This window comes from Peribacillus sp. 05N428 (assembly GCF_056397085.1).
The window spans coordinates 52,379-71,755 of sequence record NZ_JBFTMS010000008.1 but is presented as its reverse complement, the minus strand read 5'-3'; the positions used below and the strand labels follow the sequence as shown (position 1 = coordinate 71,755).

15 protein-coding genes are annotated in these 19,377 nt (G+C 38.7%); 14 read left to right on the top strand and 1 reads right to left on the bottom strand.

The annotated features are described in order from the left end of the window. Positions 1 to 3 precede the first annotated feature (3 nt). A complete protein-coding gene (locus tag AC1DIV_RS10290; protein WP_063596693.1) occupies positions 4 to 1,638 on the top strand; it encodes an APC family permease in 1,635 nt (544 codons plus the stop codon). Positions 1,639 to 2,131: 493 nt separating this feature from the next. Continuing rightward, positions 2,132 to 4,027 (top strand): PrkA family serine protein kinase, encoded by a 1,896-nt coding sequence (locus AC1DIV_RS10285; RefSeq protein ID WP_034315159.1) that lies wholly within the window; start codon positions 2,132 to 2,134, stop codon positions 4,025 to 4,027. 216 nt (positions 4,028 to 4,243) lie between these two features. Here AC1DIV_RS10285 and AC1DIV_RS10280 read toward each other — a convergent pair whose 3' ends face one another. Continuing rightward, positions 4,244 to 4,453, bottom strand: a complete 210-nt coding sequence (locus tag AC1DIV_RS10280) for a metal ABC transporter ATPase (RefSeq protein ID WP_034315156.1) — start codon at positions 4,451 to 4,453, stop codon at positions 4,244 to 4,246. 118 nt (positions 4,454 to 4,571) lie between these two features. On the opposite strand from AC1DIV_RS10280, the gene AC1DIV_RS10275 reads away from it, so the two are divergent. From AC1DIV_RS10275 to AC1DIV_RS10220, 12 genes are all read left to right on the top strand, one after another. After that, positions 4,572 to 4,751, top strand: a complete 180-nt coding sequence (locus AC1DIV_RS10275) for a hypothetical protein (protein WP_034315155.1) — start codon at positions 4,572 to 4,574, stop codon at positions 4,749 to 4,751. Positions 4,752 to 5,219: 468 nt separating this feature from the next. After that, positions 5,220 to 6,389: a sporulation protein YhbH gene (gene yhbH, locus AC1DIV_RS10270; RefSeq protein WP_323599560.1), complete on the top strand. Its 1,170-nt coding sequence runs from the start codon at positions 5,220 to 5,222 to the stop codon at positions 6,387 to 6,389. 1,462 nt (positions 6,390 to 7,851) lie between these two features. After that, a complete protein-coding gene (locus tag AC1DIV_RS10265) occupies positions 7,852 to 11,013 on the top strand; it encodes a toxin Cry1Ac domain D-VI-related protein (RefSeq protein WP_477576306.1) in 3,162 nt (1,053 codons plus the stop codon). A 168-nt stretch (positions 11,014 to 11,181) separates the two neighbouring features. Continuing rightward, a complete protein-coding gene (locus tag AC1DIV_RS10260; RefSeq protein WP_477576304.1) occupies positions 11,182 to 11,703 on the top strand; it encodes a hypothetical protein in 522 nt (173 codons plus the stop codon). Between the two features lie 45 nt (positions 11,704 to 11,748). Beyond that, complete coding sequence (locus AC1DIV_RS10255; protein WP_421161757.1) at positions 11,749 to 11,871, top strand: hypothetical protein; 123 nt, start codon at positions 11,749 to 11,751, stop codon at positions 11,869 to 11,871. Between the two features lie 472 nt (positions 11,872 to 12,343). Beyond that, positions 12,344 to 13,753: a nucleotide sugar dehydrogenase gene (locus AC1DIV_RS10250; RefSeq protein ID WP_477576303.1), complete on the top strand. Its 1,410-nt coding sequence runs from the start codon at positions 12,344 to 12,346 to the stop codon at positions 13,751 to 13,753. Between the two features lie 4 nt (positions 13,754 to 13,757). After that, on the top strand, positions 13,758 to 14,480 hold the full coding sequence (locus AC1DIV_RS10245; RefSeq protein WP_421161759.1) for a YveK family protein: 723 nt from the start codon (positions 13,758 to 13,760) through the stop codon (positions 14,478 to 14,480). Next, the gene (locus AC1DIV_RS10240; RefSeq protein ID WP_477576302.1) at positions 14,477 to 15,184 is read left to right on the top strand and encodes a CpsD/CapB family tyrosine-protein kinase; all 708 of its coding nucleotides are present in this window, start codon (positions 14,477 to 14,479) and stop codon (positions 15,182 to 15,184) included. Before AC1DIV_RS10245 ends, AC1DIV_RS10240 begins: the two co-directional genes overlap by 4 nt. A gap of 60 nt (positions 15,185 to 15,244) precedes the next feature. Continuing rightward, complete coding sequence (locus AC1DIV_RS10235) at positions 15,245 to 15,976, top strand: tyrosine-protein phosphatase (protein WP_477576301.1); 732 nt, start codon at positions 15,245 to 15,247, stop codon at positions 15,974 to 15,976. A 26-nt stretch (positions 15,977 to 16,002) separates the two neighbouring features. Continuing rightward, positions 16,003 to 17,814 carry a polysaccharide biosynthesis protein gene (locus AC1DIV_RS10230; RefSeq protein WP_477576299.1) on the top strand — a complete coding sequence of 604 codons (1,812 nt, stop codon included), beginning with the start codon at positions 16,003 to 16,005 and terminating at the stop codon, positions 17,812 to 17,814. Between the two features lie 210 nt (positions 17,815 to 18,024). Continuing rightward, the gene (locus AC1DIV_RS10225) at positions 18,025 to 18,609 is read left to right on the top strand and encodes a sugar transferase (RefSeq protein ID WP_323597792.1); all 585 of its coding nucleotides are present in this window, start codon (positions 18,025 to 18,027) and stop codon (positions 18,607 to 18,609) included. A gap of 135 nt (positions 18,610 to 18,744) precedes the next feature. Then, positions 18,745 to 19,365, top strand: coding sequence for an acetyltransferase (locus AC1DIV_RS10220; RefSeq protein ID WP_340874699.1), 621 nt, complete (start codon positions 18,745 to 18,747; stop codon positions 19,363 to 19,365). The last annotated feature ends 12 nt before the right edge of the window (positions 19,366 to 19,377 follow it).

The following is a 19,377-nucleotide window of genomic DNA, read 5'->3' as shown; positions in this document are numbered from 1 at the left end:
TATATGAATAATATGCAGCGAAAGATGGGAACATTTTCGTTAATGATGGTAGGACTCGGGTCAATTATTGGCTCAGGTTGGTTATTCGGGGCTTGGAGAGCGGCACAGATTGCAGGACCCGCTGCCATTATCTCTTGGATTATCGGGATGGTTGTTATTTTATTTATCGCACTATCTTACAGTGAATTAGGGTCTATGTTTCCTGAAGCAGGGGGAATGGTAAAATACACGCAGTACTCTCATGGATCGTTTTTAGGGTTTATTGCAGGCTGGGCAAACTGGATTGCAATCGTTTCCGTAATTCCAGTTGAAGCGATTGCTTCTGTTCAATATATGAGCTCATGGCCATGGGAATGGGCACAGTGGACACACGGTTTAGTAGAAAATGGGAGTCTTACTGGGGGAGGCTTGGCAATTGCCTCTGTATTGCTGATCGTCTACTTTTTATTAAATTACTGGACAGTCAGTTTGTTTTCGAAAGCTAATTCATTTATTACAGTCTTTAAGGTTATTATTCCTGGACTTACGATTGGCTCACTTTTATTTGCCGGGTTTCACGGATCCAATTTTACCTCTGCGGGAAGTATCGCTCCTAATGGTTGGGCAAGTGTACTTACTGCTGTAGCAACTTCGGGTATCATCTTTGCATTTAATGGTTTTCAAAGTCCAATTAATATGGCTGGTGAGGCAAAGAATCCGGGACGTTCGATCCCAATTGCAGTAATTGGCTCCATTTTAATTGCAACGGTCATCTACGTTTTATTACAGGTTGCGTTTATTGGAGCCGTTGACCCGTCCATGATTGTGAATGGATGGCAACATTTGAATTTCAATTCACCGTTTGCTGACTTAGCAATTGTTTTAGGCATAAACTGGTTGGTTATTTTACTATACGTAGATGCTTTTATTTCTCCTTCGGGGACAGGAATAACATACACGGCGACAACGTCACGAATGCTTTATGGGATGGAAAAGAATAAATATTTGCCAAGCGTGTTTGGAAAACTGCATCCTCTTTATGGTATCCCGCGTCAAGCCATGTTTTTTAATCTAGGCGTATCTTTCTTATTTTTATTCATGTTTAGAGGCTGGGGCGTATTGGCAGAGGTTATTTCAGTTGCGACTTTAGTCTCTTATATTACAGGTCCAGTTACTGTTATGACATTAAGACGCACAGGTCAAAACTTGTACAGACCATTACGTTTAAAAGGATTAAGCATCATTGCACCACTGGGCTTTGTTTTTGCTTCTTTGGTTCTATATTGGGCAAGATGGCCGCTGACAGGTCAAGTATTATTTATCATTATGGCTGGTCTTCCCGTTTATTTCTATTATCAATCAAAAATAAAATGGAAGGGATTCCGTCAAAACTTTTCTGCAGGGCTTTGGATGGTTGTTTACTTACTCTGTATGATGACCATTTCATACTTAGGCAGTGAAAAGTTTGGTGGACTAAACATAATCCCATTTGGTTTGGACATGGTCATCATTACATGTTTATCTCTAATGTTTTATAGTTGGGCAATAAAGAGTGGTTTCCAAACGGAATATTTGGAACAAGGACAAAAAGTAAATGAAGACTTGAGATCGATGGAGAACAACGTTGCAGCTCAAACTGATAAAAAGGACGCTGTATAAATGATGAAGCCAATTCGATTGGCATGCTCAATAAGCCATTCGTGAATGACTTCGAAAGTGCTTCTATATTTATATATTCCAAAAAAGGGACGGCAAATTTAATTTGCTGTCCCTTTTTTTTGGAATTTTAGAAAAGGATGTTATTTTTTTTATTTCACACCTGGTTTATCGTCATACCCGGCAGTGAAGATAGCGGCTAAAAATGTTACAGCAACTCCAACGATAATAACTGTGCCCATGTTGTGACCTCCCTTTACCCATATTGTCCCACTTAAGTATAGGCTTAGTATACCCTAATTTTTAGCAGGAGTGCACACAAATTTTCTTGTCAGCATATTTGTCATCAATTCTCAATGATTAAGCCCTTTTCGATACATGGAGAGTCAAAGGGGATTCGAAACAATGCCCGTCCACTTTTTAAAGTCTGACATGTTTGTCAGACTTGGAGCATAGATTTAAGTATTCTCTGAAAGTGACAGGGGGAGGTTCCTTAATGGATATTTTAAAGAAAATCGAAAAATTTAGAGAAGATGAACAGAAGCTGAAGTGGGAAGGCACCTTCGCAGAGTACTTAGAAATATTGAAAGAAACGCCTTTAGTTGCTCAATCTGCTCATTCACGTGTATACAACATGATCAGAGATGCAGGGATAGAAGAAGTAAATGGGACAAAGAAATACAATTTTTTCAGCGGTCAGTTATTTGGCCTTGAAGATTCACTGGAAAGGCTCATCGAGGAATATTTCCATCCGGCAGCAAAGCGGCTGGATGTCCGTAAGCGGATATTGCTTCTCATGGGTCCGGTGTCAGGTGGGAAGTCCACACTCGTTTCTTTACTGAAGCGTGGACTTGAAAATTATTCGTTGAAAGACTCTGGTGCGATTTATGCAATAAAAGGATGCCCGATGCATGAAGATCCACTGCATCTCATTCCGCAGTATTTACGGGATGATTTCTTTGAAGAATATGGCATCAGGATTGAAGGAAACCTTTCGCCGCTGAATGTAATGAGGTTAGAACAGGAGTATGGAAGCAGGATTGAAGATGTGATGGTCGAACGTATTTTCCTTTCGGAGGATAAGCGTGTTGGAATTGGAACATTCAGTCCTTCTGATCCTAAGTCACAGGATATTGCTGATTTGACGGGCAGCATCGATTTTTCGACCATTGCCGAATACGGTTCTGAATCAGATCCGCGTGCCTATCGCTTTGATGGCGAGCTGAACAAGGCGAACCGCGGGATGATGGAGTTCCAGGAAATGCTGAAATGTGATGAGAAATTCTTATGGCATTTGCTATCATTGACACAAGAGGGGAATTTTAAAGCTGGCCGTTTTGCATTGATCAGTGCAGATGAACTCATTGTGGCTCATACGAATGAAACGGAGTATAAAGCGTTCATTTCCAACAAGAAAAATGAAGCATTGCATTCCCGTATCATAGTCATGCCTATTCCATATAACTTGAAGGTTACCGAGGAAGAGAAGATTTATGAAAAAATGATTCGTGAAAGTGATGTCTCGGATGTTCATATTGCCCCGCATACATTAAGGGTGGCGGCAATCTTCAGCATCATGACCCGCCTGAAAGATCCCAAAAAGGGTGATATCGATTTAGTGAAAAAGATGAGGCTTTATGATGGGGAAAATGTTGAAGGATTTAATTCCGCAGACATCAATGAATTGAAAAAAGAATATCAGGACGAAGGCATGAGCGGAATCGACCCGCGTTACGTAATTAACCGGATTTCCTCCACGATCATTCGTAAGGAAAATCCGTCCATTAATGCATTGGATGTACTTATGTCATTAAAAGCAGGTCTTGACCAGCATCCGTCCATTACGAACGAACTTCGGGAGCGGTATTTGAATTTCATTTCACTGGCACGTAAAGAATACGATGCCATTGCAAAAAATGAAGTGCAAAAAGCTTTTGTATATTCATATGAAGAGTCGGCGAAAATCCTCATGGATAATTATCTGGATAATGTCGAAGCATACTGCAATAAATCAAGGCTGCGCGATCCATTGACTGGCGAAGAAATCAACCCAGATGAAAAATTGATGCGCTCGATAGAAGAGCAAATTGGAATTTCCGAGAATGCAAAAAAAGCATTCCGCGAAGAAATATTGATTCGAATTTCAGCATATGCCCGTAAAGGGAAGCGATTTGATTATAATTCCCATGATCGTTTACGGGAAGCGATCCAGAAAAAACTATTCGCTGATTTGAAGGATGTCGTTAAGATCACTACTTCAACGAAGACACCAGACGAAAGGCAACTGAAGAAAGTGAACGAGGTCATCACGAGACTTATAGACGAGCACGGATATAATTCGACTTCAGCCAATGATTTGCTGCGCTATGTGGGCAGCTTGTTAAATCGGTAATCCATACGTTTTTGCCCCTGCCCCGATCGGGCAGGGGTTTATAACCTTTTACGGAAGGTTGGATGAATGAAAAGTGGATTAGAGGAAATCCAGAATTCCCATTGAAATCATGCATCTTTTGAAGGCGTTAAATGGTGTTTATAGAAGGCAAGGGATATTATAACTAAACAAAGCACCGGGCCTTTCTTAATGGAGGAAGCCCGGTGCTATTGATTTCTATTTAGTTACATTCAAGCCATACTGTTCAATAAGTGTAATAAGTTGATTCGGTGATAGTTTTTCTTCGCTATGGTCGATTTTAATTTCCCCATCATCAACATCGATGATCGCACGTTCCACACCTTCCGTTTTCAAAAGTATGGACTCCAGATTTAAAATAGGGCCTTCTGACGTTGCTTCCTTTACATAAAGGGTAGTTGTTTGCATAAATCTTGCACCTCCTTACATTTGCTCATAATGTTTTATCTATACCCCATATTTCCATTAGATATGTTACGTTTCGGATTTGGTAATATTGGGTATCAATAAGTAGAGGTGATGGCAAATGAGCAAAGAGGAACTGAAAAAAGAACATGTACCGGAAAATAGCTCCATGGCTAAGGATTATGAAGAGATGAAAGAACTTGGAAAGCAGATGGAAAATCAAAGGACGAATGAAGAATTGAAAGAGTGGGATAAACGCCCAGGTACAGTTCAACATGAAATAGAGGAAGAGAAAGATTGACGAATATGACAACCAGAATCATTCTATCTGTGTAAAAGGGGTGTCCAGAAAAAACTGCGGGCACCTTATTTGTTGTGTTTCATTGTTTTTATAGATTTCCTTGGAAGCCTTTTGCAGCTCCATTACTTCTGGCTTAAAGTGATCCTACAATCCAATGAATGAAAAAACGAACAGACCTGACAATCATCAGGTCTGTTCGTTTTGTTATATTTCTTTTTTAGAAATAACCTGACAGGACCTTTAACGCCCCTGTCAGGACTTGTCTAGTTCATGGGCAAATATCCATTATTAATTTTGTTGTAAATTATCCTGCGTCGCTGCATAAGATAGAGTAATACTTTTCTTTTCATCCGTTTTTTCGCACTGTATTTTTCAATGGAAAACCGGAATGATGTGGGCATTCCCACACTAACTTATTATATGAAGGAATGATGAAAAGCGTGCAAACAATTTTAAGGGGGGAAGAGAATGTCGGAAGAGAGTAATCAACAGTATGTAATCTCACAGGAAAATTGGACCCTCCATCGGAAAGGCTATGATGATCAACAACGTCATCAGGAAAAGGTGCAGGAAGCCATCAAGAATAATTTGCCTGATCTAATTTCAGAAGAAAGCATCGTAATGTCCAATGGCCGGGATGTCATCAAGATCCCCATTCGCTCCTTGGATGAATACAAAATTCGTTATAACTATGATAAGAACAAACATGTAGGGCAAGGCGATGGAGACAGTAAAGTGGGGGATGTAGTCGCAAGGGATGGCTCACCGTCCGATGCCGGAGCCGGTAAGGGCCAAGGTGCAGGTGACAAAGCCGGCGAGGATTATTATGAAGCCGAAGTGTCGATGATGGAATTGGAGGAAGCCCTGTTCAGTCAATTGGAACTCCCTAATCTTCAGAAGAAAGAACATGCGGAGCACACTCTTGAACATATTGAATTCAACGACATCCGAAAGACAGGCCTAATGGGAAATATCGATAAAAAGAAAACGATGATATCCGCATTCAAACGGAACGCCTTAAGGGGGGACCCAGGTTTTCATCCTATTTATAAGGAAGACTTTAAATTCAAAACCTGGAATGAGGTTCAAAAACCTGATTCCAAAGCAGTTGTACTGGCAATGATGGATACTTCCGGAAGTATGGGGTTATGGGAAAAATATATGGCTCGAAGCTTTTTCTTTTGGATGAACCGTTTCTTGCGGACAAAATATGAAACCGTGGAAATCGAGTTCATTGCCCATCATACAGAAGCGAAAGTAGTTCCGGAAGAGGATTTCTTTTCAAAAGGGGAAAGCGGCGGTACGATTTGTTCGTCCGTATACCGAAAAGCATTAGAACTTATTGATCATAAATATGACCCCGCGAAGTTTAATATCTATCCGTTTCACTTTTCCGATGGTGATAACCTAACATCCGATAACGTCCGATGCGTTAAGCTTGTTGAAGAACTCATGAAGGTTTCCAATATGTTCGGATATGGGGAAGTCAATCAATACAATCGCCATTCGACATTGATGACAGCTTATAAGAACATCGATAATGAAAAATTCAGGTACTATATCCTTAAGCAAAAGGCTGATGTTTTCCATGCAATGAAGAGCTTTTTTAAAGATGAGGAAAGTGAGAAGTATGCTTAAATAAATAAGTTAGCTTGTTCCGGATTGTAGGGAAAGCGTTATTCTCTCTACAATCTTTTTTTATTTATCGATCAATCTGATTTAAAAATATTCAGATCTAGTTGGTGACTAATCGAACGATTTGAACAAATCTCCCTATGAGGCAGATGAATACATTTGTTCATAAATTCAATATATAAAGTTAGGATTTTCGTTCATGACACTCCGTTTCAATCCTAATTTACCAGTTTGATGATATCTTACGGAAGGAGAAATATTAAAAATGGTTTATATCATTTCATTTTTGGAACGATCTGATTTTGTATATGTTATAAAATAAAATAGCAGTGAGGTCCCTTCTTTCCCCTAAACCCCATTGTAAAAGAAGACCCTATTCTCTGAGCGGCTCCAAAACATTGTGCCTTGGATAAACACTCAGGCTGCCTGTTCCCTATGTTCCTAGGGGGCAGGTTGTTTTAATTTCCCTGAATTAAGAATGATTTTTTTGATCTTTTAAGAAATAAAATATTTGCGATTTCCACTCTTTTTTTTTTTTTTTTCTACACGATTTCATTCAAACTTAGTTCCTCTGAAGAAAAATCATCCGCTCACTCTGATTAGCACAAACATGTTCAAAATCTAATGAAAAAAAACAGAGCAAAGTTCCATTTATTAAAAATGAACGGCATTTTTTTTCTGAACCAATGTTTTTACATTATGAAATACCGCCATTCACCTATTTGTATATAATGATGCGAGAATATAAATCTAGATAATATCAACATCATGATAAAGGAGAAAGATGATGTCGAAGCCATTTAACTTTTTTTTACTATGGATGTCACAAATTTGGTCCATCCTTTTGAAATACAGGATCTATTTTATTCAAGCCTTCTTAGTCTTATTTTTGATGTATCTTTTATTAAATGAACAAGAAATAAATAAGCTGAAAATCACCCTCATTTTAATAACGTCACTATCCTTTCTTAAAAGTGCCCAAGGAAAAAAAGGGTGAATAAATGTAAAAGTGATATGTAAGGAGGTTACGGAATATGTACCGGAGTTGCCACTTATGCACTGGATGATAGTTCATGTAATCCGACGGAACGTTGATAAATAGAAGTAACTCTTCAGGGAATGAAACTAATAACCAAATAGGATAAGGGAAAATGTGATAAGAGGGAACCTATGGTTTCTCTTATCACATTTTTAGTTATGTAACCATAATGATTGTAACCCCGGACAGAAAGTTTGAATTTTACGGTGGATTTGATAAGAAGATAGGCTTTTATAAATTGCAGGATCATTTCTCCCGATTAAACACATCGCCATAAATGAAAATAATCACATTAAAATTGATGTTTAATGCTCTAATGTGGTTCCTAAAATGATTTTTTATGAGTCATTATTGGAACGAGGTACTTGTCGAAAAAAAGTATATTAATCTTGTAAGTAAAATTAAGTTATGAGGAGCGTTTCATTTATGAAGAAAAGTAAAATGTTAAAACCTATCAACGTTATGACAACATCATTTCTTTTAGCAAGTTCTCTATTAATCCCAAGTGCAGGATTTGCGGAGGAATCATCAACACCAAATAAGGAAGTTACGAATGCGCAAGAGTCTGAGGCCAAAGGTCAGGAATCGCGTACACAAACAAAGGAAACCCAATCACAGAGTAAAGCGGCAAGAGCTTTGATGGCCAACGAAGCGGTCGTCAACAATTATGCGGAGTTAAAGGCTGCGTTAGAAGGAGATAACGGAATAACGACAGTCAAATTTGGAAGAAATATTGATGTAAGTGGCACAATTAAAATTCAGGCAAAAAAAACAAATATAGTGATTGATGGAAATAACTATACGTTAACGCAAACTGGAAGAACAGGGAATTTGGATAGCATATATTATGGGTATGCATACGAATTACAAAGTACCACTATAAAGAATATAAATATTATAGGTAACAACCCTTATGGTGTAATTGCAATAGGGAATGGATTAAATGGTGTAGAACAAACATTTGAGAATGTAACATATAGTGGACCGCAAATGATTTACAACAAAGGTGGAAAAGCAACTTTTAAAGGATTAAACACCATAAACATTACGGGTCAAGAAATGGCTGAAATAGGAGATGTGGAATTTCAAGGTGACACTTCCATAGTTCATGATAGTGCCTATTCCGTTATTTGGACTGTTGCAAAACTACCTAATTTTGTAGTCGCACCTAATGCGATACTGGATATTTATACTAAAAAAAGTGGGCAAGCAATATTTTATGCGACAAATGATTATGGCAGTTTAGTAATTGGCAAAAATGCAAAAGTGAATATTATTGGGCAAAAAAGTTTTACGTACGATGGGGCATTGCGAGATTTCAAAGTGGATTCAGAGGCAGAATTGAATATGACTAGAGAAGGTACAGATACATCAGCTATGCTCTCGTTTTATAATAATGTAAGGATTAATGAAAAGGCAAAACTTAATGTGCGTACAGAAAATGGAGTTGCAATGTATGCACCATATGCAGCGGATATGTATTTTACCAAACCAAAGCATGTTTTAATATCCTCGCGTAATAAGACGGCCTTTGATAATGGACAAAGCTTGAGTTTTCATGTGGAAACGGATGAGTTTAGAATTTGGGAGGACACGTCCAATACCCCTACCAAAATGTATAAAGGCTGGGGTGGTGACCCTTTTAAATGGGCAGCTAATTATCGCCCAAATGGGTACCTCTGGTCAGAAACTCCTAAAGTAGATATGTACATGTTTAAAACCAAACAGATTGAGTTAAGAGATACACAAGAAGAAAGAGAATTGGCTGATGCGAAGAACAAAGTAGAAAATCTGTTCATGGATAACAAGTTCGACACATTGAAAGGTTCGACGAATCAAGCAGCGATTGACGAAGCCCAAAATGCAGTCAATAAATTACCAGCCGGTCCTGAAAAAAATCGATTACAAGACTTACTGAACAAAGCGAAAGATCTATTGAACAAAAAAGAACAAGCAGAAAAAGACCTAACCGATGCGAAGAACAAAGTGGAAGATCTGTTCACGGACGATAAGTTCGATACATTGGAGGGAACGACGGATCAAGGGGCGATTGACGAAGCACAAGAAGCGGTCAAGAAGCTTCCTGAAGGTGCGGAAAAAGACCGTCTGCAAGACTTACTGAACAAAGCGAAAGATCTATTGAACAAAAAAGAACAGGCAGAAAAAGACCTAACCGATGCGAAGAACAAAGTGGAAGATCTGTTCACGGACGATAAGTTCGATACATTGGAGGGAACGACGGATCAAGGGGCGATTGACGAAGCACAAGAAGCGGTCAATAAGCTTCCTGAAGGTGCGGAAAAAGACCGTCTGCAAGACTTATTGAACAAAGCGCAAGATTTATTGAATAAAAAAGAACAGGCAGAAAAAGATTTAACCGATGCGAARAACAAAGTGGAAGATCTGTTCACGGATGATAAGTTCGATACATTGGARGGAACGACGGATCAAGGGGCGATTGATGAAGCACAAAAAGCGGTCAATAAGCTTCCTGAAGGTGCGGAAAAAGACCGTCTGCAAGACTTATTGAACAAAGCGCAAGATTTATTGAATAAAAAAGAACAGGCAGAAAAAGATYTAACCGATGCGAARAACAAAGTGGAAGATCTGTTCACGGATGATAAGTTCGATACATTGGAAGACACGACGGATCAAGGAGCGATTGATGAAGCACAAAAAGCGGTCAATAAGCTTCCGGAAGGTGCAGAAAAAGACCGTCTGCAAGATTTACTGAACAAAGCGCAAGATTTATTGGATAAAGATATAACGGCTCCAAATGCACCGAAACTAAATGAAGTTACAACAAACAGTAAAGAAGTAACAGGAAGCGGTGAACCTGAAGCAAATGTGACCGTCACCATTAATTCCAAGAAATATACCGGAGTTGTAGGCCCAGACGGGAAATTCGCGGTTGCGATTCCAAATCAACCAGTCCATGCGGTTATTAATGTTACCCTTACAGACGCAGCGGGAAATGTCAGCGATAGCTCATCTGTTAAGGTAGTACAGTTTATGCCGAGTGAACCTGTTAAGCTCAATACTGTGTACCCAAATGCAGAAGTGATATCAGGAACTGCACCTGAAGGAGCAACGATTGTACGCTTGTTGGTAAATGGCGAAGCACTGCGAACGGCGCCTGTCAATGAAGATGGAACATTTAGTATATACAGTAAGTATGTAGGAGTAGATGGGAATGGAAATAATAAAACCCTACAAGTAGGCGATATCGTAACGGTTGACTACGGTGTCCGGACTCCATCGAACCTACAAGCTCATACTACGGTAATCAAGGAAGCGGAGAAACTCCAGGTGAATCCTGTAGCACCTAATGCAGATTATGTTACGGGCAAGGCGCCGGAGGGAACTAAGAGTCTCCGGTTGCTAGTGAATGGAAAAGCGCAGAGAACAGTGTCCCATACTCAGACTGGGGCCGGAACCATTAATCCAGATGGAAGTTACCAAATTTACAGCCGGTTTATTATGGATGAAAATGGGGTTACTCGAAGATTGCAAGCGGGAGATGTCATTGAAGTTGACAATGGACCTCTAGTAGTTGGAGGAGAAATAGCAAAAACAATAGTGAAATAATCAAAGTGATAATGATGTAAGAAGGCCTCTCCTTTTGGAAGTGGGTTCTTCTTAAAGTGATTGAGTATTTTTTCGTTTCAAAATGAAGTCCAATTTTTCAAATGAGATCAAAGGTACTGAAGAATCTCTCATTAAGAAGGATATATATTTTTTTAAAGGAGTGGAATCATGATATTGAAGAGAAGATTCAGAGGTATTTGGATCTGTATATTAACTTTAACCATATTTTTGACAGGCTGCATGTCAGGAGAAAAGGATACTAAGGGTGAACCGGGAGGAGTGCCAAAGCAAACGGACTCCACCGTTAAAGGTGATGCAGGACAGGAGAAAGACATATCTGGCGTAAGTATTTGGATTGAAGAAGCATTGCAGCTCGAGCATCCAGATCAAAAAGGGAAAAAAGTTTTGCAGTTAAAGCTGAAGGCAACTAATAAAACGGCAGAAGAAAAATTTGTAGACGTTTTTGAAATGTCGGTATGGAATCAAAAGGATAAAAAACTACGTATCTATCCAGGAGATAATCTTGGCACGAAACTGGCTCCTGGAAAAAGTGTAAAAGGAAATGGGTACTATGTGATTGAAGGAAAGGGACCTTACAAGGTGCAGTATGAAAATACTGAAACGAAAGATAAGCAGGAATGGATTATTAACAAAGTGAAGGACATGACAGAGGACGCATCTGAAAAGTAGTATGTAATTTACGATCTTGACTGAACATTGGAGTTCCCCCGATGAATGGCACCCCGTTTAAAGGCCATTCAATCGGGGGATTTGCATTTCCTGAACGATAAGAAGAATGGAGTATGGATAGAAAAAGACTATGTTCGTTTTTATCAGCTGTTTGCCAATTTATTTTGAGGGACGTCCATTATAAATGTGAAATGTGTGGGATTAAGTCTGATTCAAAATGAAATATTTAATTATGGATATAGGTGTTTTGGCTAAAAACAGATTTCGTTTAACCCTAACCATGCACTTGTACGGGGCTTTATGGTTTTACCTCACGTCAAAAGAATAGGTGATCCTGGTTAATTAGGTAGATGAATCAAAAACAGAACGCTTCATTCGAAATCTGGAACCAGCAACAAAAATAAATATGATAATTTATTAATGCTGACGATAAAAATTAATGGGAAACTTACAAGGCGAATTTTCAAGGCGGAACTCTAGGTATGTATTTCAATCATAAAAAATGATATATCTGGTCAACTTTGCTGATTAAGAAAGATATCGTTAGGAATTTGCTAGTTTTTTTGTATTGAAATTTCATTGTGGCCTACTAATTTTAAATGTTCGTTATGTTCTGGTAAGGGAAATGGAGGATTGAATCATGATAACAGCGATAAAACGAGAAAGAGAGCAACAAAAAAATAATGGCCAATACTCGCACAAATCAGCTTTGCTAAGAGAATTAAAGAACAAGACCGCTAAAGTCGGAGTGTTTGGATTGGGTTATGTTGGTCTCCCAACTGCTTGCCATTATGCATCTAAAGGTTATAAGGTGACAGGATTCGATGTCTCTGAGACAAAAGTGGAAAGTTTAAATAGCGGAATCAACTATATCAATGATGTAGATAATGACGGGCTTAGAGAATTGATAAGCCAAAAGCAATTTACAGCGACGACGGATATGAAGCTGCTTGGAGACATGAATGTCCTTTTGATTTGTGTTCCGACCCCAGTTAATAATTTGAAGGAACCTGATATCTCGTATGTTAGGGATGTAGGGAGAATTGTCGCTGAACATGTGAAAGAAGGTACATTGGTTATTTTGGAAAGTACAACATATCCAGGAACGACAGAAGAATATATCTGTACACCATTAATAGAAAGAGGCTATGGGATTGGGAAGAACCTTTTTGTAGCATATTCCCCGGAAAGAATAGATCCAGGAAATAAAAGGTTTAATTTGAGCAACACTCCAAAGGTTGTGGGGGGAATGACGGAAACCTGTACAGGTCTAGCTTGCAAGTTCATCGGTCCGACAGCTCATCGTGTTAAGGGGATTCGTGTTGCAGAATTAAGCAAAATCTTTGAGAACACTTTCCGATGGATTAACATGGCTTTGGTCAATGAAATGACGGTTTTATGTAATGATTTGGAAATTGACATATGGGAAACGATCGATGCGGCTTCTTCAAAACCATACGGGTTCATGAAATTCACCCCAGGCATTGGTGTCGGCGGGCATTGCATACCGGTCGATCCATACTACTTGCTCTATAAAGCAAAAGAACATGGTCATCGGACAAAAATGATTGAATTGGCTGGGGATATTAATGACGGAATGATTCACTATTCTTATACGCGCATCCTTGAACTGCTTGCAGCCAATGACAAGCTTATGAAACACTCACATGTTGTGGTTTTAGGTGCAACTTACAAAAGTGATATTGATGATTTAAGGGAAAGCCCGGTCGTCCGCTTACTTGAACGATTACAAAACAAGGTCCAGAATCTAACCGTCATCGAACCCTATGCAAAAGAAATTCGAATCAATGAACAGGTTCTACAGGTGGTAAAATACGATGCTGCCATTCTTCAAAAAGCCGATTTAGTTGTCATTGGAACACCACACAATTGTTTTGACTGGAAAAGTGTCCATGATCATGCTTCATTAATATTCGATTCCAAAAATGTGATGAGGAAAATGGACTGCTTTCTGATAAGGTCGCAAAATTATAGGAATTGGAAATTAGAAAAGGATAAACGGAAAGTATTTTACATGGATTGGAGTTGATTGAATGGCGGAGGCACTCAATATAAAAGATCTTTTTCAAATGATAAAAAAACGCATCGTGCTCATTATCATCTTTACAACCTTATTGACGGCAATGACGGGAATCGTTAGCTTTTTCATTCTTTCACCTGTTTACCAAGCTTCTACACAAATCTTAGTCAATCAATCTAAAGAAAAGTCAGAACTTTACAATGTAGGAGAGATTCAAACCAATATTCAATTGATTGAAACGTACAGCGAAATCATAAAAAGTCCAATGATGTTAGAAAAAGTTAAAGAACGACTGAATCTTGACATATCAAATTCAGCATTATCGGAACAAATCAAAATTGTCAGTAATGGGAATTCACAAATTTTCACCATTAAGGTTGAGGGTGCTGACCCTAAAATTGCTGTTAGTGTTGCAAGTGCAATTACGGATATATTCCAAGATGAAATAAAAACGCTTATGAATGTTGACAATGTCAATGTCTTATCCAAAGCAAATATAGGAGATAATTCCTCACCTATAAAACCGAATCCGATCATGAATACGATCGTTGCATGTTTTGCCGGGTTAGTCATAAGTTTAATTCTTACATTCATGATCGAATTTTTCGACAAGACAATCAAGGTTGAGTCTGATATTGAAGAACATTTAAAGATCCCGATGCTAGGCATCGTAAATTTAATCGAAAATAAAAAAAAACGGAAATTAAAAATCTGTAATCAGAACCTCAAGAGGTGAAAAGCTTGACACGCAATAAACGACATAAAACGATGGAGATAAAAAAAAGAAGCAGTATTTCCATGTTGAAATCGAAGTCACCGGTTGTGGAGCAATATAGGACGATTCGAACGAACCTTCAATTTTCCGCTGTGGAAAAAGACATAAAGTCGATGATTTTTACCTCTGCAAATGCTGGTGAGGGAAAATCGACGACTTCGATCAATGTCGCAGCAGTTTTTTCTCAGCAAGGGAAACGCATTCTCATCATAGATGCAGATTTGAGAAAGCCGAGTGTTCATACTAACTTTAATATGGAGAATTACTTGGGGTTAACGAATATCATATCAAAGCAAAATCAATTGCTTGATGCTGTACAACCTTCCATTTATCCCAATTTAGATGTGTTGACAAGTGGACCAATCCCTCCAAACCCATCGGAGTTGCTTGGGTCTAACGGAATGGTGACGGTGTTGGAGGAAGCAAAGCAGCATTATGATTTAGTAATTCTGGACACACCGCCTGTCAATGCAGTCACAGATGCTCAAGTACTAGCGAGTATGACAGACGGCGTGGTTTTGGTGTTGAGCAGCGGGAGCACTGAAATACATCAAGCACAAAAAGCGAAGGAATTACTTGAGAATGCAAATGCAAAGCTTTTGGGAGCAATCCTAAATAAGAAAAAACAAAAATATCCTGACGAATACTACTACTATGGGAAATAAAATAAGTAGTTTGGAAGTTGTTAAATATAGCATTCGGGTTAGGTTAAAGAGGGGATAACGATGATTGATATTCATAGTCATATTTTACCGAAGATGGATGATGGTGCTGGAGATATCCAAGAAAGTATAGAAATGGCGAGAAAAGCTGTAGATCAAGGGATTTCCAACATTATAGCAACCCCTCATTATAATAAGGGGATATATGAAAATGATAAGCAAAAAGTCGTGAATGAAGCTGCAAAATTGAACCAGGTGCTAGATGAACTGGAAATCCGGCTAAAAGTATGGCCAGGTCAGGAAATCAGGATATCCGATGAGCTTTCAGATGATTATGATAATAACGAAATCATGGGCTTGAATGGTTCGCAGTACATCCTTCTCGAACTGCCTTCAAACCATGTGCCAAGGTATACGGAACGATTAATTTATGATCTGCAATTGAGAAGGCTGACGCCGATCATTGCTCATCCAGAGCGGAACTTGGAAATAATAAAAAATCCGCAACTTCTAAAAGAAATGATTTGGAAGGGTGCGTATTCACAAATAACGGCAGGGAGCATCACGGGTAAATTCGGATGGAGAACAAAAAGGTTTTCCAAATATTTAGTTCAATCAGGTCTTTCTCATTTTATTGCATCAGATGCTCATAATGTTGGTAACAGAGGTTTTCAACTCAGGGAAGCACATAATTTGATTGAAAAGAATTTCGGACCAGAAATAGTCGACGCCTTTAATGAAAATGCCGAGAATGTATTATGCGGGATGAAAGTTAAAGAATTCTTGTTTGACTAAAAATATTAATTTGGGGAGAAGTAGATTTGACATACTATAACCGGCTTTTCACATTAGTCTTTCTGGACGCTTTGGTTGTTGTGATGGCTGTATTTTTAAGTTACTGGTTAATACATCCGTATGATGAAATACCAGCATTTACAATGATAATTACGCTTATTTTGCTTGTGTGTCATTATTTCTTTACTGCTTATTTGAAACAGTATAAAAAGGCTTGGGAATACGCCAGTATCAAGGAAATGTTCAATATATTCAAATTAACAGCCTTTTCTATTACCATTACGGCCGCCTTTCAGCTATACTTTACCCATTTTCTATATAGTAGAGAACTTTTCATTACTTGTATTCTATATATGACCATGATTGGGTGCTCACGTTTGGCATGGAGGATCTATTTTGAAAGATACATTAAGCAATCACCCAATAAAAAAAGAACGTTGGTCGTTGGAGCAGGGTCTGCAGGGACGATGATAACGAGTCGGTTGTTAAAATCCAGCAATATAGACTTAGTCCCGGTTGCATTCGTTGATGATGATAAAGCGAAGCTAAGTTTAGAAATCTTCAATATACCTATAGTAGCAGTAACAAAACATATTTCTCAAGTGGTCGAGCAATACAAGATCGAACATATCGTGATTGCAATCCCTTCTTTGAAAAGAGAAGAAATAAATACGATTCTTTCGGAATGCATCAAAGCTTGCAAAAAGACTCAAATTGTCCCTAGCCTGGAAGCGATTGTCCAAGGCGGGGTTCCAATTAATGAATTGCAAGATATCCAGATGGAAGACTTATTGGGGCGATTACCCGTTCAACTTGATGATGAAGGGATTTCAGAAAAGATTGTTGATAGCACTATTTTAGTAACAGGTGCAGGCGGTTCAATTGGGTCTGAAATCTGTCGCCAGATCATGAAGTATAATCCAGCTAAAATTGTATTGCTCGGGCATGGTGAAAACAGCATATATGCAATCGAGTTGGAATTACGGGAGGTTTATGCAGATACAATTGAGATCGTGACCGAAATTGCAGACATTCAGGACCGCAGGAGGATGTTTCAAGTAATCGACCTTCATCGGCCTAATATCGTTTATCATGCAGCCGCCCATAAACATGTACCCCTTATGGAGTCCAACCCTAAAGAAGCGGTGAAAAATAATATGATAGGCACGATGAATGTTGCAGAGGCATCGGAGGCAGGCATGGTGGATATTTTTGTCATGGTTTCTTCAGATAAAGCCGTCAATCCGACAAGTATAATGGGTGCTTCTAAATGTTTAGCCGAGATGATGATCCAGTCTAAGAGTTTGTCAAGCCATACTAAATTTGTAACGGTCCGATTTGGAAATGTACTTGGCAGTAATGGCAGTGTCATCCCACTCTTCAAAAAACAAATAAAAAAAGGGGGACCTTTGACAGTCACTCATCCGGATATGATTCGCTATTTCATGACGATTCCAGAAGCTTCAAGATTAGTCATTCAGGCAGGAGTTCTGGCAAAAGGCGGGGAGGTATTCGTACTAGATATGGGCGAACCTGTCAAAATTGTCGATTTTGCTAAAAAGCTCATCCAACTGTCAGGCTACACTGTTGAAGACATTGGGATAACTTTTACTGGAATCCGGCCAGGTGAAAAATTATACGAAGAACTGCTTGGGGAAGACGAAGTTTACTTAAATCAGATCTACCCGCAAATCCATATTGGAAAACCAAGAGAAGTAAATTGGAGTGCAATAAAAGATATTATCACGACATATGATGTCTTGAGTGAAGAAACGTTAAAAGATAGAATGTTAAAGTTGGCAAATTATAGGGAGAGAAATGAAATTCCCATACCGTGATAATGGCTTATTTCCGGGTGATGATAGCAATTATCAGAAAGGGTAAAGCAAGTGTTACACATTCAAACAAATTTAATAATTTGTGTTTTTCAATGAATGAAATTGGGCAATATATTCACCTTTTTAAAAGTGTTAAAGCGAAGTAAGAATAAAGATCGAAGAAATTCGTTAACTTGATAACGATACACAATGATAATTTGGGAGGAAAAAATGAAACGGGCTTTTGAATTTTTGATATCTTGTCTTGCGCTTATATCCTGTTCACTTCTTATGCTGTTTATCTTCATCCTCATCCGTTTGAAATTAGGTTCACCTGTCATTTTTAAGCAGGAGCGGCCAGGGCTTAATGGCAAACCGTTTTATTTGTATAAGTTCAGAACGATGACAGATGAAAAAGATGAAAAAGGGGATTTGGTTCCTGATGAGAAGAGATTAACCGATTTTGGGAAATTACTTAGAAAATTAAGTTTAGATGAATTACCTCAATTATTTAATGTCATGAAAGGAGATGTGAGTTTTGTGGGCCCACGGCCATTATTAATGGAATATCTTCCATTATATACTTCCGAACAAGCAAGGAGGCATGATGTCCGGCCTGGAATGACGGGTTGGGCCCAAGTGAATGGACGAAATGCAATCTCGTGGGAGAAGAAGTTTGAGCTTGATGTCTGGTACGTTGAAAATCAATCCTTTTTACTGGATATGAAGATCATATACCATACCTTGATTAAGGTATGTAAACAAGAAGCCATTACTCAGGAAGGACATGTCACAACCCAAAAATTTGTTGGATAATAGGATGAATGATTGTGTGATGTAACAAAAATCAAATGAAATTGAACCTGGAGGAAACAGCTGGATAATGTCCAGGTTCTCTAGATAGTTATCTTAAAGTAACTCCAAATTTGATGATGTGAGAAGTGATTTGAATTGAAGAAAATCGTAATAATAGGTGCTGGCGGGCACTCAAAAGTTGTTCAAGATATTGTTGAAGCAATGGGGGAATATCGTCTCATGGCTATTTTAGATGATCAATACGAAGTGCTGAAAAGAAAGGGAAATGTATATTTTGGTCCCATCTTAAGCTATAGAAGCTTGTTTATTCATTTTGAATATAAGGTAATTATTGCGATAGGCAGGAACGATTTAAGAGTAAAAATCGTCAACGAACTGAATTTAGATGTAATGGATTATGAGACAGTCATTCATCCAACTGCTAAAGTGGGTAAAAATGTCTCGATAGGTAAAGGAACGGTCATTATGCCTAATGTCGTCTTGAACGCTGGCGCTAAAGTGGGGAATCACGTCATTGTTAATACGTCTTCAGTCATTGAGCATGATACCCATCTTGATGACTTTATCCATATAGCACCAAGTGCTACCCTGACAGGAGCTGTCAAGGTAGGAACTGGTACCTTGATAGGAGCTGGATCAACGGTCATACCAAGCATAACGATAGGGGAATGGTGTACGGTTGGTGCCGGGTCAACCGTTATTAAAGACATTTCTGATGCATCTACCGCTGTGGGGTCCCCAGCTAGGATAATATAAATAAGGAGTGTG

Bases quoted from the DNA above. Each gene is read 5' to 3' on its own strand.
- AC1DIV_RS10285 (WP_034315159.1), top strand. From the start codon at position 2,132: ATGGATATTTTAAAGAAAATCGAAAAATTTAGAGAAGATGAACAGAAG.
- yhbH (WP_323599560.1), top strand. From the start codon at position 5,220: ATGTCGGAAGAGAGTAATCAACAGTATGTAATCTCACAGGAAAATTGG.
- AC1DIV_RS10250 (WP_477576303.1), top strand. From the start codon at position 12,344: ATGATAACAGCGATAAAACGAGAAAGAGAGCAACAAAAAAATAATGGC.
- AC1DIV_RS10255 (WP_421161757.1), top strand. From the start codon at position 11,749: ATGGCACCCCGTTTAAAGGCCATTCAATCGGGGGATTTGCATTTCCTG.
- AC1DIV_RS10275 (WP_034315155.1), top strand. From the start codon at position 4,572: ATGAGCAAAGAGGAACTGAAAAAAGAACATGTACCGGAAAATAGCTCC.
- AC1DIV_RS10280 (WP_034315156.1), bottom strand. From the start codon at position 4,453: ATGCAAACAACTACCCTTTATGTAAAGGAAGCAACGTCAGAAGGCCCT.
- AC1DIV_RS10245 (WP_421161759.1), top strand. From the start codon at position 13,758: ATGGCGGAGGCACTCAATATAAAAGATCTTTTTCAAATGATAAAAAAA.
- AC1DIV_RS10235 (WP_477576301.1), top strand. From the start codon at position 15,245: ATGATTGATATTCATAGTCATATTTTACCGAAGATGGATGATGGTGCT.
- AC1DIV_RS10260 (WP_477576304.1), top strand. From the start codon at position 11,182: ATGATATTGAAGAGAAGATTCAGAGGTATTTGGATCTGTATATTAACT.
- AC1DIV_RS10225 (WP_323597792.1), top strand. From the start codon at position 18,025: ATGAAACGGGCTTTTGAATTTTTGATATCTTGTCTTGCGCTTATATCC.
- AC1DIV_RS10290 (WP_063596693.1), top strand. From the start codon at position 4: ATGAATAATATGCAGCGAAAGATGGGAACATTTTCGTTAATGATGGTA.